Genomic DNA, 14,342 nt, shown 5'->3' with positions numbered 1-14,342 from the left:
GCGCCCCCCGGGCCGGCGGCCGGGTCGTCGGCGGCACCTGCCTGTTCCGGACCGCCGACGTCCCCGACGGGCCGGACCTCTACCGGCGGCTCGCGGCGTCCGGGATCGCGGTGCGGCGCTTCGCCGGGCAGCCGGAGCGCCTGCGCTTCGGGCTGCCGCCCGACAGGGCGGGCTGGTGCCGCCTGTCCCGGGTGCTCAGGTAGGCCGGGCTCCCGGCGGGTGCGGGTCGCGGGCCGCCACGATCACGGCCAGCGCCGAGAAGGCGAGGCCGACCGCGCAGACGCCCGGCCAGCCCACGAGCAGGAAGGCCTGCGAGCCGGCATAGGCGCCGAGCGCCCCGAACACGAACAGGGTCGTGAACAGCACGGTGTTGATGCGGCCCCGCGCGCCCGGGACCAGCGCGTAGGCGCGGGTCTGGTTGGCGATGAGCGCGCCGTTCATGCCGATGTCGATGAGCAGCACGCCGAGCGCCACCGCGGCGAGCGACCACGTGCCCCCCGCCCAGAGCACCACGAAGGACAGGGCGACCAGCAGGCTGCCGCCGAGGACCACGGGCTTCGCCCCCCGCCGGTCGGTGAATCGGCCCGAGATCGGCGCCACGAAGGCCCCGCAGACGCCGATCACGCCGAACAGCCCGGCCCCGGCGGCGGTGAGGCCGAAGGGCGGCGCCTCGACCAGCAGGGCCAGGGTCGCCCAGAAGGCGTTGAAGCCCGCGAACAGCAGCGCCTGCGACAGGCTCGCCGTGCGCAGCACCGGCTGCGTGCGGGCGAGGTGGAGGATCGACAGCATCAGGGCGCGGTAGCGCAGCGGGTGCGTCTGCACCGTGTGGGGGAGGGTGGCCCGCGCGATGCCCGCCATGGCGAGCGCCAGCACGGAGGCGACCAGGAAGACCGGCCGCCAGCCGAGATGCGCCCCCAGGAAGCCGCTCGCCGTGCGGGCGAGCAGGATGCCGGTGAGGAGCCCGGTCATGACCTGGCCGACGATCCGCCCGCGGCTCGCGTCCGGGGCGAGCTCGGCCGCGAACGGGACCGCCTGCTGGGCCGCGCAGGACAGCACGCCGACCACCAGATGGGCGAGCGCGAGGCAGGCGAGGTTCGGCGCGAGGCCCACGGCGAGCAGGGCCAGGGCGAGGCCGAGGCACTGCCCCACGATCAGGGCGCGGCGCGGCAGGGCGTCGCCGAGCGGCACGAGCCCGACGATGCCGAGCCCGTAGCCGACCAGGGCCGTGGTCGGCACCCACAGGGCGGCGCGGTCGCCGAACTCGGCCACGATCAGGCCGAGCAGCGGCTGGTTGTAGTAGATGTTGGCCACGGCCCCGCCGGCGATCAGCGTCAGGCCGAGCCGGGCCTTCGCGTCGAGGGGTGCGGTCACGGCCGGGTCGGGGGCAGGCGGGTGGGCCGCCGCGGGAGAGCCATGGTCGGGTCCGTGTGGGGAGGGCGATCGGAGCGGCGAGCGATACGGGCGGAGCGCGCCGCCGGGCAAGCTGCGGCGATGCATCCCTGCCGGGACGCCCCGGGCCCCTTCACCGGAGCCGGCGGCGCACCATATGCAACAGACGCAGCCGGCGCCGCCCGCATGCCAGCGGACGCCGCGACCGATGCGCCGGGCGCCGGGCCTCGCGAGGTTTACGGACCGGACTACGAACGAGAGGGCGGTTTCGTTCCGTGCGAACGGCGCCGGGGCCGCCGCAGCAGGGAGTACGGGATGCCGAACTACCGCGTCGACTTCGCCAAGGAGATCCTCGGGGTGCTGTTCACGATCGGCTCGGTCGCGATCGCGCGGGCCCGCGATCCCGAGCGCGCCCGCCGCGCCGCGGAGCTGCGCTTCGCCCGCCAGCACGGCGTCGGCGACTGGCGCGAACGGGCGGACCTCGCCACCGTGGCCGAGCGGCTCTGACGACCGTCCGGATCCGTCGCACCACCCCCGTCACACGATGTTCGTGCCGCGTCCGCACAAGGGGAGCCCCGTGTCCGTGACCGGTCAAGCTCTGGTCGCGGCGGCCGCGGCGCCGTAGAATGGCGGGCGGACCGGGATGCCCGCCGGCGTCCCGGTCCGGTTCCGCCCGCGCCCGACCGACGAGCCGGCGTCGCGGGACCGGACACGTCTCGAATCCGGGTCGACGGGGGTCAGTGCGAAGGTCATGGCGGCGATCTCCTTCTTCGGCGACCTGCTTCAGACCATCAGCGAGCGCGGCCGCGACCTGATCGGGATCGGGCGCGGCGACATCGGGCCCCGGGCGAGCGCCGGCGACCTCGTCAAGCTCTGCGAGGACCTGATCTCCCGGCGCGGCGAGGCCTCCGGGGTGGCGCTGGCCCGCCTGATCCTCGACCGCTACGCGAGCTTCGGCCAAGCGGAGCGCCACGCCTTCCTGCGGGCCATCGCCCTCGACTTCGACGCGGACCACGCCGCCGTCGACGAGGCGATCGCCGCCTACCGCGCCGCGCCCTCCCGCGCCCGCCTGGGCAGCCTGCACGAGGCCGCCGAGCCGCGCAGCCAGGAGCTGATTCGCCGCCTCAACCTCGCCCGCGGCGGCACGCTGAGCCTCGTGCGGATGCGCGAGGACCTGTTCGACCTGCGCCGGGCCCTGCGCGCCGGCGACGAGGCCGACCCCGCCCTGATGGATGCCGTCGACAGCCTCGACTGCGACTTCGAGCACCTGTTCGCGTCGTGGTTCAACCGCGGCTTCCTCGTGCTGCGCCACATCGACTGGACGACGCCGGCGCACATCCTGGAGAAGATCATCCGCTACGAGGCGGTCCACGCCATCTCCGGCTGGGACGACCTGCGCGCCCGCATCGAGCCGCCGGACCGGCGCTGCTTCGCGTTCTTCCACCCGGCGCTCGCCGACGAGCCGCTGATCTTCGTCGAGGTGGCGCTCACCGACCAGATCGCCCCGGCGATCGCCCCGATCCTGTCGCAGGAGCGCAAGCCGCTGCAGCCGCAGGCGGCCACCACGGCGGTGTTCTACTCGATCTCGAACTGCCAGAAGGGCCTCGCCGGCGTCACCTTCGGCAACTTCCTGATCAAGCAGGTGGTCGAGGACCTGACCCGCGAGGTCCCGACGCTCAAGACCTTCGTGACGCTCTCGCCGGTGCCGGGCTTCGCGGCGTGGCTGGCGCGGGAGCGCCGGGCCGACAGCCCGCAGGGCCTGCTGCCCGAGGATGTCGAGACCCTGCGGGCGCTGGACGACCCGGCCTGGCCGGCCGACAAGGCCCGGGCCGAGACGGTGCGCCGGGCGCTGATCCCGGCCGCGGCCGCCTATTTCCTGCGCGCCAAGAACGAGCGCGGGCGCCCCCTCGACCCGGTGGCCCGGTTCCATCTCGGCAACGGCGCGCGCCTCGACCGGATCAACTTCCTGGGCGACACCTCCAAGAAGGGGCTGGCGCAGTCGCACGGGCTGATGGTCAACTACCTCTACGACCTCGCGGCCATCGAGCGGAACCACGAGACCTACGCCAATCTCGGCACCGTGGTGGCGGCCCCGGCGGTGACCCGGGAGCTGCGCGCCAAGCTGCCGCCGCCCCGGGCCGTGGTGCTCGCCGAGGCGTAGGCGTCGCGACTCACCGGACCACGCGGACGACGCGCCGCCGGAAAGGGCTCGCCGAGGGGGCCTCCGGGCGGCTATGGGTGCGCGCGACCCATAGCCCGTGATAGCCCAGCCTCACGATGACGAACCACCTCTTCTCCCTGGTGCGGGACGGCGCCGCCGATCCCGCCAAGACCGTGATCGAGACGCCGGACGGGCGCCGCTACGCGTACGCGGACCTGATCGCCCGCTCCGGCGCCTACGCGGCGGCCCTGCGGGCGGCAGGCGTCGCGCCCGGCGACCGGGTGGCCGTGCAGGTCGAGAAGAGCCCCGAGGTGATCTTCCTGTATCTCGGCGCGGTCCGGGCCGGCGCCGTGTTCCTGCCGCTCAACACCGCCTACACCCCGGCGGAGATCGGCTACTTCCTGGGCGACGCCGAGCCGACCGTGTTCGTCTGCGACCCGGGCCGGCGCGACGCGCTCGCCGAGGCCGCCGCCGGCGTCCGGCAGGTCTGGACCCTCGACGCGGCGGGCGGCGGCAGCGCCGCGGAGGCCGCAGACCGGGCCGCCGATGCGGGCGCCGCCTTCGCGGACGTGCCCCGGGGTCCGGAGGATCTCGCGGCGATCCTCTACACCTCGGGCACGACCGGGCGCTCCAAGGGCGCCATGCTGACCCACGACAACCTCGCGTCGAATGCCCGGACGCTGGTCGCGTACTGGCGCTTCACCGCCGACGACGTGCTGATCCACGCCCTGCCGGTGTTCCACACCCACGGCCTGTTCGTGGCGACCAACACGGTGCTGGCGAGCGGCGGCTCCATGCTGTTCCTGCCCCGGCTCGACCCGAAGCTGATCCTGAGCCTGATGCCGCGGGCGACCGCCCTGATGGGCGTCCCGACCTTCTACACCCGGCTCCTCAAGGAGCCCGGCCTGACGCCGGAGGCGGCCCGGGGCATGCGCCTGTTCGTGTCGGGCTCGGCGCCGCTGCTCGCCGAGACGCACCGGGAGTGGCAGGCCCGCACCGGCCACGCCATCCTCGAGCGCTACGGCATGACCGAGACCAACATGAGCACCTCGAACCCCTACGCGGGGGACCGGGTCGCCGGCACGGTGGGCTTCCCCCTGCCGGGCGTGTCCCTGCGGGTGGTCGATCCCGAGACCGGCGCGGCCCTCGGGCCCGACGCGGTCGGCATGATCGAGGTGAAGGGCCCGAACGTGTTCCAGGGCTACTGGCGCATGCCCGAGAAGACCGCCGCCGAGTTCCGGGCCGACGGGTTCTTCATCACCGGCGACCTCGGCAAGGTCGACGGCCGGGGCTACGTCCACATCGTCGGGCGCGGCAAGGACCTGATCATCTCGGGGGGCTTCAACGTCTACCCGAAGGAGGTCGAGACCGAGATCGACGCCCTGCCGGGCGTGGTCGAATCCGCCGTGATCGGCCTGGCGCACCCGGATTTCGGCGAGGCCGTCACCGCCGTCGTGGTGGGCGGCGCCGGCTGCCCGGACGAGGCCGGCGTGCAGGCCGCCCTGGAGGGCCGCCTCGCCCGGTTCAAGTGCCCCAAGCGCGTCCTGTTCGTGGACGAATTGCCGCGCAACACCATGGGCAAGGTCCAGAAGAACCTGCTCCGCGAGGCGCATGCGGGGCTGTATCGGGACTGATTCGGGCTCCCGCCCGGTCCATGGACAAGAGGGAGCCGGACCGAGGCCGCGCAGTCCTCGCGAGCGAAGCGACCCAGCGCGGCGCCACGCTTCCGGACGTGGCGCGACCCTGGGTCACTTCGCTCCGCTCGTGACGACGGTGTGGGAGCGGCCCGCCCGAGCCGGAACCCGGATCAGGGCCGGATCAAAGATTGTGCTGCGTCCGCTCGCCCGCGGGCGGCGTGTGGCTCTCCGGATCGACCACCTTGCGGGCGGCGGCGTTGAGGTTGTCCGGATCGAGGGCGGTCTGGACGAACTCGCGGCCGATATTGGTCACCTCGCGGGCGTAGCGCAGGCCCTGGTCGCGGACCTCGTCGGCCCAGGGACCGATGCTCCGGTCCTCCTGGCGGGTGCGCGGCAGCAGCGCGCCGAGGAGCAGGCCCGCGGCCACGCCGACGACGCCGACGAGGAGCGGGTTGTCGTCCACGAAGCGCTCGACGGCGGTGCGCCCGCGGTTGATCCCCTCGATCCCCTGGTTGGTCAGGTCGTCCAGCGCCCGCATGTTGCGGCGATGGAGGGCGCCGGCCCGCTCCCGGGCCTCGTCGTAGGCCGCGCTGGCGCGGTCGCGCGCCTGATCGGCCGCCCCGCCGAGGCGGTCGTTGATGTCGTCGGCGAGGCCCGAGACGGTGCGGCGCGCCTGCCCGGCGAACTCGGTGGCCCGGTCGCCCGCCGCCCGGATACCGTCCTTCGCGGCCGAAGCGGCGTCCTGGGCCGTGTCCTGGGCGGCGTCGTGCGAGCCCGTCGCCGCGCCGGGCCGGAGCGGGTCGTGCAGGCCGCGCGGATCGGGCCGGAGGGTGAAGTCGCCCGCGGCCGTGCCGGGCGCGCCCGGGTCGCCGAGGCCGGCCGGATCCGGCCGCAGGCTCTTGTCGTCGGCGCCGTGCGGCATCCCCGCCGCGGCGGCGAGCTGCTCGGGGGTGCTGGAGGGGATACCCGGCTTGTCGGTCATGGCGCTGTCCTCAGATGTCGGTCTCGGCGGCCCGCCTTCGGCGCCGGTCTGCCCGGTCGTCCGGCCGGGCGGCGCGGTGTCTCATCCCGGATCCGGCCGGACCCGGACGGGTCCGGTCCTCAGATCTCGGTCGTGTCCAGCGGATCGCGGGCCGGGCGGACCGTCGGGCGGTCGGGGTCGTAGCCGCGCGCCGCGCCGGTGTTCAGGGTGGGCACGCGCTCGGCCGAGACCTCGGTGCGGCGGCGCTGGGCGTCGCGGGCCATCCGGTTGAACAGCAGGCCGACGCCCGCCGCGATCAGCAGCACCGGCACGGGGTTGCGGCGCACCGCCTCCAGGGCCGAATCGTAGGTCGTGTTCAGGGCCGGCACCCGCCGGGCATTGCCCAGCATCTCGTCCACGAGATTCGGCACCGAGAGCCGGCCCTGGATGCGGTCGATCGTGTCGTCGAGCCGGGCGCGGCTCTCCTCGATCTCCTTCTCGAGGTCGTTCATCGTACTCATCCGGACACGCGCTCCGAGAGGGCCTGGGCATCCTGGCGGACTTGGCGCGTCGTGCGCTTCGGGGCCAGGGTCGAGAGGGAGAGGACGCTGCGCGCCCACAGGGCCATCCCGAGGGCGAGGAGCAGCAGCACGCCGCCGACGATGAGGGCCGAGAGCCACTCGGAGCCCACGATGGTGGCGAGCCACTTCACGAAGGCGCCGATCAGGACCAGCAGGGCGACCACGGCGAACACCGCCGAGCCGACCATGCAGGCGAGGCCGACGATGAGCTGGCGGACATTGCCGGCCATCTCGGCCCGGAACAGCGCGATCTCCTTGCGGGCGAGCTCGTTGGTCTCGCGCAGGGCGTCGCCGATCAGGCTCTGGATGCTGGAGGGGCCCGTGGCTGGGCCCGTGGAGGGGCCCGCCTGGCGCGGGTCGGAGCCGTAGGTCATGGCGTCAGGCCCGGAAGCTGTCGCGGGCGTCGCCGTCCGGCGCCTCCGGCGGCAGGCTGGACGACTTGATGAAGCGGGCGGCGATCAGGCCGGCCACGAAGGTCCCCACGGCCACCGCCACCGGCGCGCGCCGGGCGAAGGACTCGGCCTCGCTGTAGAACTCGCCGAGGCTGCGGCGCTCGATCGAGGAGCCGAGCTGCTCCAGCCCGTCCGCGGCGCTGTCGAAGAAGGCGCGGACGTTCGGCTTGTCGCCGAGATCGCGGCCGGAATTGCGGATCGTCTGCGCCAGGTCGTGGACCGACTGCGCGGCGTCGCTCTTGCGCTGCTCGACGTAGCTCTGCGCCTGCAGCCGGGCCGCGTCGAGCAGGCCGCGCCCGCGCTCGGCCGCCACGTCGGCGAGCCCCTCGACGTCGCCCTGGAGGGCCCGCCACTGCGCGCGCTCCTCCGCGGCGGTGTGGGGCGCGTCGTGCGGCGCGGCGTGCGACCCCTCGCGGTGCGGATCCGCGATCGGATCCGCGGGGGTGCCTTGCGGTAACTCGTTGCCGGCCATCTCGAAAACACTCCTCGCGGCGCGGGGACGGGGCCGCTCGCGGCGACCGCGGGCCCCGCGATGGCTGAGTAACCGACTCGGCTGTCGCGGGTTCCGGTCCCTGTGCGCCCTTCCGATGCGTGCGCGGGGTCCGGCGCGACGGGCGGCACCGCTCACGCGCCGTTCAGGCAAGATCTGCCAGAACCGCCACGCTTGTACAACGCTCGCACGGGCACCCGACCGGGACGGAGCGGCCGCCCTGTCCCGGAACGGCAGGGCCTCGACTTGACCCGCGCCCGGCTTCACGCTTGGGTTGCGGGACGACCGACAAAGGATCGCGCAGGGCCTCCGCGCGTTCTGACATAATAGTGACGTCCCGATGCAGGCGCGGCGAGATCCTCGACCCGACCCGCGCCCCTGATCCGGAGCCGACCCGCGTGGCACGCCTTGTGATCGTATCGAACCGCGTCGCCGTCCCGGAGGAGGGCGGCAAGGCGGTGGCGGCGGGCGGCCTCGCCGTCGCGGTCAAGGAGGCCTTCACGGCCTACGAAGGTCTGTGGTTCGGCTGGAGCGGCACCATCACGGACGAGCCCTCCGAGGAGCCGACGCTGATCGACCGGGGCCGGGTCCAGTACGCCGTCGTCGACCTCTCGCCGCAGGATCACCTGGAATACTACGCCGGCTTCGCGAATCGCGCCCTGTGGCCGATCATGCATTACCGGCTCGGGCTCGGCGCCTTCTCGCGCTCGGACTATGCCGGCTACAGCCGCGTGAACCGGACCTTCGCGCGGGCGCTCGCCAAGCTGGTCGAGCCCGACGACATCATCTGGGTCCACGATTACCACCTGCTGCCGCTCGCCGCCGAGCTGCGCGGACTCGGGCTCGACAACCCGATCGGCTACTTCCACCACATCCCCTGGCCCGCCGCCGACGTGTTCAACTCGCTGCCGGCGAGCGGCGAGCTCCTGCGCGCCATCGTCGACTACGACCTGATCGGCCTGCAGACCGAGGCGGACGTCCAGAACCTGCAGCGCAACCTCGTCGACACCCAGCGGGCGATCCCGCTGGGCGGCGGCTCGCTGATGGTCGACGGCCGCCGGACCCGGATCCGCGCCTTCCCGATCGGCATCGACGTCGCCGGCTTCAAGGAGGCCGCCGAGAAGGCCAATTCCAACAAGGTCGTGCGCGAGACCATCGCGGGCCTGCGCACCCGCAAGCTGCTGATCGGCGTCGACCGGCTCGACTATTCCAAGGGCGTGCCCGAGCGGATGGAGGCGGTGGAGAGCTTCTTCGCCTCGAATCCCGACCAGCGCGGCAACGTCACCTACATCCAGATCACGCCGAAATCCCGCAGCGAGGTGCCGGAATACGAGCAGCTCGCCCGCGAGGTGAACGAGAAGGTCGGCGAGATCAACGGCTCGCTCGGCGACCCGGCCTGGACGCCGATCCAGTACATCACCAAGGCCTACCCGCGGCCCGTGCTGGCCGGCCTCTACCGGGCCGCCCGCGTCGGGCTCGTCACGCCGATGCGCGACGGCATGAACCTCGTCGCCAAGGAGTACGTCGTCGCCCAGAGCGAGGACGATCCGGGCGTGCTGGTCCTGTCGAAATTCGCCGGCGCCGCCCGGCAGCTGCCCGAGGCGCTGCTGATCAACCCCTACGACCGGTTCGAGGTCGCCGAGGCGATCCGCGCGGCGCTCTACATGCCGAAGGCCGAGCGGCTGGCGCGCTGGAAGCCGATGGTCGAGCGCATGACCCGCGAGGACGTCGACTGGTGGGCGCGCAACTTCCTGGCGGAGCTCGAGAACTTCCGCACGGTCGAGCGCGAGCCGCCCACCGCCGCCGCGGCCGCCGAATAGCCGGCGCCTCCCGCTGCTCCCGCCCGCCGCCATCCGTGTGACCGGACGCCCCGCATGATCGCCGTCGACGACGGGGTGCCGGCGCCGCTCGGCGCCCATTTCGACGGGCGCGGCGTCAACTTCGCCCTGTTCTCCGAGCACGCGACCGCGGTCGACATCTGCCTGTTCGAGCCGGGGGAGCGGCACGAGACCCGCACGGTGCGGCTGCCCTGCCGGACCGACGACGTCTGGCACGGCTACCTGCGCGGCGTGCTGCCGGGCCAGCTCTACGGCTACCGGGTGCACGGCCCCTGGGACCCGGCGTCGGGCCACCGCTTCAACGCCTCGAAGCTCGTCCTCGACCCCTACGCGCGGGAGATCCGCGGCCGGATCCGCTGGCACGACGCGCTCTACGGCCACCGCCGGGGCGGCGGGCGCGAGGACCGGATCGACCGGCGCGACAGCGCGGTCTACATGCCGCGCTGCGTGGTCACCGCGCCGGAGGTGCCCGACCTCGCCCTCAACCCGATCCGCCGGCCGCTCGCCGAGACGGTGGTGTACGAGGCGCACGTCAAGGCGCTGACCCGCACCCATCCCGACATCCCCGAGGCGGAGCGCGGCACCTACGGGGCGCTCGCCCACCCGGCGATCATCGAGCACCTCGTCAAGCTCGGCGTCACCGCCCTGGAGCTGCTGCCGATCCAGGCCTTCGCGGACGACCGCTTCCTGGTGGAGAAGGGGCTCGTCAATTTCTGGGGCTATCAGCCCCTGGGCTACTTCGCCCCGGAGCCGCGCTACCTGGGTGAGGGCGGCCTCGGCGGCCTGAAGGCGGCGATCCGCGAGCTGAACGCCGCCGGGATCGAGACCTGGCTCGACGTGGTCTACAACCACACCGCCGAGGGCGACCATACCGGACCGACCCTGTCGTTCCGCGGCATCGACAACGCCAGCTACTACAAGCTCGACCCCGCCGACCCGCGCCGCAACCGCGACTGCACCGGCTGCGGCAACACCTTCGACGCGAGCCACCCGCGGGTGATGCAGCTCGTGCTCGATTCCCTGCGCCACTGGGTCACCGCCTACGGCATCGCGGGCTTCCGCTTCGACCTCGCCTCGAGCCTCGGGCGCGCGCCCTTCGCCTTCACCCCGCAGGCGGCGTTCTTCCAGGCCGTGGCGCAGGACCCGGTGCTGGCGCGGGTCAAGATGGTGGCCGAGCCGTGGGATGTCGGGGAGGGCGGCTACCAGCTCGGCGGCTACCCGCGCGGCTGGAGCGAGTGGAACGACAAGTTCCGCGACGCCGCCCGGGGCTTCTGGAAGGGCGATTCCGCCACGCTCGCCAAGGTCACGCAGGGGCTGACCGGCTCGCGCGAGGTGTTCGCCCCGTCCGGGCGCTCGCCGCTGGCCAGCGTCAACTTCATCGCCAGCCACGACGGCTACACGCTCGCCGACACGGTGTCGTACGAGGAGAAGCACAACGAGGCCAACGGCGAGGACAACCGCGACGGCCATAACCACAACGTCAGCCGCAACTACGGCGTCGAGGGCGACACCGACGACGCGGCGATCCTCGCCCTGCGCGCCCGCCAGAAGCGCAACATGCTGGCGACGGTGATGCTGGCCCAGGGCGTCCCGATGCTGCTCATGGGCGACGAGCGCTCCCGCAGCCAGGGCGGCAACAACAACGCCTACGCCCAGGACAACCCGACGAGCTGGATGGACTGGAGCGTCGATCCGGATCCCGCCCTCACGGACTTCGTGGCCAACCTGCTGGCCCTGCGCCGGGCCCAACCCGCCCTGCGGCGGCGGCGCTTCTTCACGGGCGCGCTGATCGACCCCGACGAGCCCCTGCGCGACGTGCACTGGCTCTCCCCCGAGGGCATCGAGATGGAGGTCCGGCACTGGTCCGACGACGGGCTCCAGGTGTTCGGCATGCAGATCGGCAACGACGGCGACCCGGGCGAGCGCCTGCTGATGCTGTTCAATGCCGGGGCGGAAGCCGTCAGCTTCCGCCTCGCCCCGGTGATCGGCGGCCCGTGGACGCCGGCCTTCGACACGGGCGAGCCCGCGGGCGCCCGCGACCCCGGCGCGCCGGCGATCGGGGCCGGGACCGCCCTGCCGCTGCCGGGCCGCACGGTCCTGGTGCTTACCGCGCCGGGCACCGAGACCGGCAACCGGGGCGGCTGGGTGCCGGGCCGGTAGGTTCGGGGCGCCTCAGGGCCGGCGGGAATCGGCCGGACGGCGCCGTCAGTCGAACAGGCTGGAGACGCTGGATTCGGTCGCGGTCCGGCCGATCGCCTCGCCGAGCAGCGGCGCGATCGTCGCCACCCGGATGTTGCGGGCGAGCTTGACGGCCTGCGTCGGCTGGATCGAGTCGGTGATCACCAGCTCCTTCATCCGCGAGGCGGCGATGCGCGAGACCGCGCCGCCCGACAGCACGCCGTGGGTGATGTAGGCCGAGACGTCCTTGGCGCCGGCGTTGAGCAGGGCCTCGGCGGCGTTGACCAGGGTGCCGCCCGAATCGACGATGTCGTCCACGAGGATGCAGGAGCGGCCCTCGACCTCGCCGATGATGTTCATCACCTCGGACTCGCCGGGGCGCTCGCGGCGCTTGTCGACGATGGCGAGCGGGCAGTCGATCCGCTTGGCGATGGCGCGCGCCCGGACCACGCCGCCGACGTCCGGCGAGACCACCATCCGGTCGGCGCTCGGCAGCCGCTCCTTGATGTCGCGCACCATCACGGGGGCAGCGAACAGGTTGTCGGTGGGGATGTCGAAGAAGCCCTGGATCTGGCCGGCGTGGAGGTCGAGGGTCAGGACGCGGTCGGCGCCGGCCTCCGTGATCAGGTTCGCCACCAGCTTGGCCGAGATCGGGGTGCGGCCGGAGGTGCGCCGGTCCTGCCGCGCGTAGCCGAAATACGGGATCACCGCCGTGATGCGCCGGGCCGAGGACCGGCGCGCGGCGTCGATCATGATCAGCAGCTCCATCAGGTGGTCGTTCGCCGGGAACGAGGTCGACTGGACGATGAACACGTCCTCGCCGCGCACGTTCTCCTGGAGCTCGACGAAGATCTCCATGTCGGCGAAGCGCCGGACCATGCACTTGGCGAGCGGCAATTCGAGATAGGCCGCGATCGCCTCGGCCAGGGGCCGGCTGGCATTCCCGGCGATGATCTTGATCGAGGATTTCATGGGCGGCCGCTCGCTCGCGGCCGGACCTCCCGCCGCTCTTGTTCAGACCGGTCTCCCGAGGAGCCGGAACGATCCGATGACGGGCGAGGCTCTTAGCAGCGGGCCGGAAGTGTCACAATGCCTTCACGGCCGCGCCCGCACCGCGCTCTTACCCCGCCCTCGCCGCGGACGCGCGCGGCGGACCCGGACCCGGACCCGGATCCCCGCGCGCCCGGTCCCGTCAAGGAGCCGGCGGCTCCAGCAGCCGGTGCAGGTGCACCACGAAGTAGCGCGTCTGCGCGCTGTCGACGGTGGCCTGGGCCTTGGCCCGCCACGCGGCCTGGGCGGTGGCGTAGTCCGGGAAGATGCCGACGATATCGAGGTTCTTGATGTCCCGGAACCGGACCCCGTCGAGATCCTGCAATTCACCGCCGAAGACCAAGTGCAGTCTCTGGTCGCTGTCGATTTCCGTCGTCATGGCCCGTCCTCCGTTCCTGCGCGGCGCTCGCAAATGGCGGGCCCGCGGTCAAGCCTGAACATCCGCAGGCGAGCCCCGAATCCGCCGCAGGTCTGCGGTGGCCGGGCGAGGGGGGGCCGGGCGAGGGGGCTGAGAGCAGCGGCGCGGTGGATGCGCAACACCGGACGCGCCGTGCTACGAGCGGCCCATGACACGCCGCCTCCTCCCCGACGCCGTCCTCGTCGCGCTGGCCCTCGGCCTCGGCGCGGCGCAGGTCCAGGCCCAGCAGGCGCCCCGCGCGCCCCGCCCCGACAGGAGCGTCCCGGACCGGCGGGCCGGGCCGCCGGTGATCGGCTGCCCGTCGCTGGCCAATTACCGCATGCTGATGCGCGACGGTGCGGCGGCGGCCGCGGTGCACTTGGCCGACCCCAAGGCGGACCATCTCGGCTGCGCGGCGCTGGCGCGCACGGACCTCACCGGCATCGTCGACAAGGTGACGCTGGGCGGCGAGAGCTACGACTGCGCCGCCGTGCGCGGCACCACGGCCTGCCACTGGATCGCGCCCGGGACGATTCCCGAGGCCCCCGCACCGGCCAAGCGCTGACAATCGGCCGCGCGGCCCGCGCTCAGCGCAGGTGGCCGCTGGCGCGCAGGTCCCGCTCGACGGCGTCGTGGAGTGCCTGGAGGGGATTGTCGTTGATGGCGGCGGGCGGGTGCAGCGGCGCCATCGGGGCGGGCCGCGCGTCGAGCCCCGGCAGGATCGTGGCCTCGGCGCCCGGCCGACGCGGGGGTAGTCGCACCGGCAGTCCCACGGGAAGTCGCACGGGCCGGCGCGCCGCGAGACTTCGCAGCGCCTCGCGGGCGCCGGGCGGGAGGAGCGTGACGAGTCTGTCCAGCATGGCCGGCCTCAGCGCGCGCGGCCGGCCGCGGCCGGCGGGAACGGGACGGTGGCGGCGGATCGGTTCTTCACGCGGGCACCCGTGCGGGATCGATCGCGGGAAACGAGCCGGCACCCCCACAGTTCCGATGAAGCAGTATCGCGAATTTAGTCGCACGTGTCGCCTGAATATCGGCGAACACTGGTTCATCGGTTTCGATTGTCTGAAGCTTGGCGGAAGCGGATGGGAATCGAACCCACCGTACGCTGTTGGCGTACCGCTGGTTTTGAAGACCAGGAGGGCCACCAGACCCCGTTCGCCTCCGCGACCGGGGGTACGGGCAGGGCGGGGCGGGGTCAAGGCCGGCCG

At 73.2% G+C, this 14,342-nt stretch carries 15 protein-coding genes, 1 tRNA gene and 1 pseudogene; 7 read left to right on the top strand and 10 right to left on the bottom strand.

Annotated elements, in window-relative coordinates; genetic code table 11:
- A pseudogene (locus tag ACLBYE_RS14900) lies at positions 1-203 on the top strand (threonine-phosphate decarboxylase); the annotation flags it as partial.
- On the opposite strand, the gene ACLBYE_RS14895 reads toward ACLBYE_RS14900, so the two are convergent.
- Complete coding sequence (locus ACLBYE_RS14895; protein WP_447694756.1) at positions 196-1,371, bottom strand: MFS transporter; 1,176 nt, start codon at positions 1,369-1,371, stop codon at positions 196-198. The pseudogene ACLBYE_RS14900 and the gene ACLBYE_RS14895 overlap by 8 nt on opposite strands.
- A 333-nt stretch (positions 1,372-1,704) precedes the next feature.
- Here ACLBYE_RS14895 and ACLBYE_RS14890 point away from each other — a divergent pair, with 333 nt between their 5' ends.
- Positions 1,705-1,896, top strand: a complete 192-nt coding sequence (locus tag ACLBYE_RS14890) for a hypothetical protein (protein ID WP_447694755.1) — start codon at positions 1,705-1,707, stop codon at positions 1,894-1,896.
- 84 nt (positions 1,897-1,980) lie between these two features.
- Here ACLBYE_RS14890 and ACLBYE_RS14885 read toward each other — a convergent pair whose 3' ends face one another.
- On the bottom strand, positions 1,981-2,142 hold the full coding sequence (locus tag ACLBYE_RS14885) for a hypothetical protein (RefSeq protein ID WP_447694754.1): 162 nt from the start codon (positions 2,140-2,142) through the stop codon (positions 1,981-1,983).
- Between ACLBYE_RS14885 and ACLBYE_RS14880 the strand changes: the two genes are divergently transcribed.
- Positions 2,141-3,550 (top strand): malonyl-CoA decarboxylase, encoded by a 1,410-nt coding sequence (locus ACLBYE_RS14880; RefSeq protein ID WP_056524651.1) that lies wholly within the window; start codon positions 2,141-2,143, stop codon positions 3,548-3,550. The genes ACLBYE_RS14885 and ACLBYE_RS14880 overlap by 2 nt on opposite strands.
- 116 nt (positions 3,551-3,666) lie before the next feature.
- A complete protein-coding gene (locus tag ACLBYE_RS14875) occupies positions 3,667-5,184 on the top strand; it encodes a malonate--CoA ligase (RefSeq protein ID WP_020095582.1) in 1,518 nt (505 codons plus the stop codon).
- A gap of 184 nt (positions 5,185-5,368) precedes the next feature.
- Here ACLBYE_RS14875 and ACLBYE_RS14870 read toward each other — a convergent pair whose 3' ends face one another.
- From ACLBYE_RS14870 to ACLBYE_RS14855, 4 genes are all read right to left on the bottom strand, one after another.
- Entirely contained in the window at positions 5,369-6,169 is an 801-nt protein-coding gene (locus ACLBYE_RS14870) for a hypothetical protein (RefSeq protein WP_447694753.1), read from the bottom strand.
- 119 nt (positions 6,170-6,288) lie between these two features.
- Complete coding sequence (locus tag ACLBYE_RS14865) at positions 6,289-6,660, bottom strand: DUF3618 domain-containing protein (protein ID WP_020095580.1); 372 nt, start codon at positions 6,658-6,660, stop codon at positions 6,289-6,291.
- Positions 6,661-6,665: 5 nt separating this feature from the next.
- A complete protein-coding gene (locus ACLBYE_RS14860; protein WP_354455953.1) occupies positions 6,666-7,103 on the bottom strand; it encodes a phage holin family protein in 438 nt (145 codons plus the stop codon).
- Between the two features lie 4 nt (positions 7,104-7,107).
- Positions 7,108-7,653, bottom strand: a complete 546-nt coding sequence (locus ACLBYE_RS14855) for a hypothetical protein (RefSeq protein ID WP_447694752.1) — start codon at positions 7,651-7,653, stop codon at positions 7,108-7,110.
- Positions 7,654-8,069: 416 nt separating this feature from the next.
- On the opposite strand from ACLBYE_RS14855, the gene ACLBYE_RS14850 reads away from it, so the two are divergent.
- Positions 8,070-9,491, top strand: a complete 1,422-nt coding sequence (locus ACLBYE_RS14850; RefSeq protein ID WP_042672419.1) for an alpha,alpha-trehalose-phosphate synthase (UDP-forming) — start codon at positions 8,070-8,072, stop codon at positions 9,489-9,491.
- Between the two features lie 54 nt (positions 9,492-9,545).
- Positions 9,546-11,669, top strand: a complete 2,124-nt coding sequence (gene glgX, locus ACLBYE_RS14845) for a glycogen debranching protein GlgX (RefSeq protein WP_447694751.1) — start codon at positions 9,546-9,548, stop codon at positions 11,667-11,669.
- A 45-nt stretch (positions 11,670-11,714) separates the two neighbouring features.
- Here glgX and ACLBYE_RS14840 read toward each other — a convergent pair whose 3' ends face one another.
- Positions 11,715-12,659, bottom strand: a complete 945-nt coding sequence (locus ACLBYE_RS14840; RefSeq protein ID WP_012318471.1) for a ribose-phosphate pyrophosphokinase — start codon at positions 12,657-12,659, stop codon at positions 11,715-11,717.
- A gap of 220 nt (positions 12,660-12,879) precedes the next feature.
- Positions 12,880-13,116: a DUF4170 domain-containing protein gene (locus tag ACLBYE_RS14835; protein ID WP_020095575.1), complete on the bottom strand. Its 237-nt coding sequence runs from the start codon at positions 13,114-13,116 to the stop codon at positions 12,880-12,882.
- A gap of 187 nt (positions 13,117-13,303) precedes the next feature.
- Here ACLBYE_RS14835 and ACLBYE_RS14830 point away from each other — a divergent pair, with 187 nt between their 5' ends.
- Positions 13,304-13,699: a hypothetical protein gene (locus ACLBYE_RS14830; protein ID WP_447694750.1), complete on the top strand. Its 396-nt coding sequence runs from the start codon at positions 13,304-13,306 to the stop codon at positions 13,697-13,699.
- A gap of 22 nt (positions 13,700-13,721) precedes the next feature.
- Here the strand turns inward: ACLBYE_RS14830 and ACLBYE_RS14825 are convergent, their stop codons facing one another.
- The gene (locus ACLBYE_RS14825; RefSeq protein ID WP_447694749.1) at positions 13,722-13,994 is read right to left on the bottom strand and encodes a hypothetical protein; all 273 of its coding nucleotides are present in this window, start codon (positions 13,992-13,994) and stop codon (positions 13,722-13,724) included.
- Between the two features lie 210 nt (positions 13,995-14,204).
- A tRNA-Sec gene (locus ACLBYE_RS14820) sits at positions 14,205-14,297 on the bottom strand.
- Between the last annotated feature and the right edge of the window lie 45 nt (positions 14,298-14,342).

The organism is Methylobacterium sp. A52T (genome assembly GCF_053346095.1).
The sequence above is the reverse complement of the archived record's forward strand: the minus strand, read 5'-3'. Positions and strand labels throughout refer to the sequence as shown.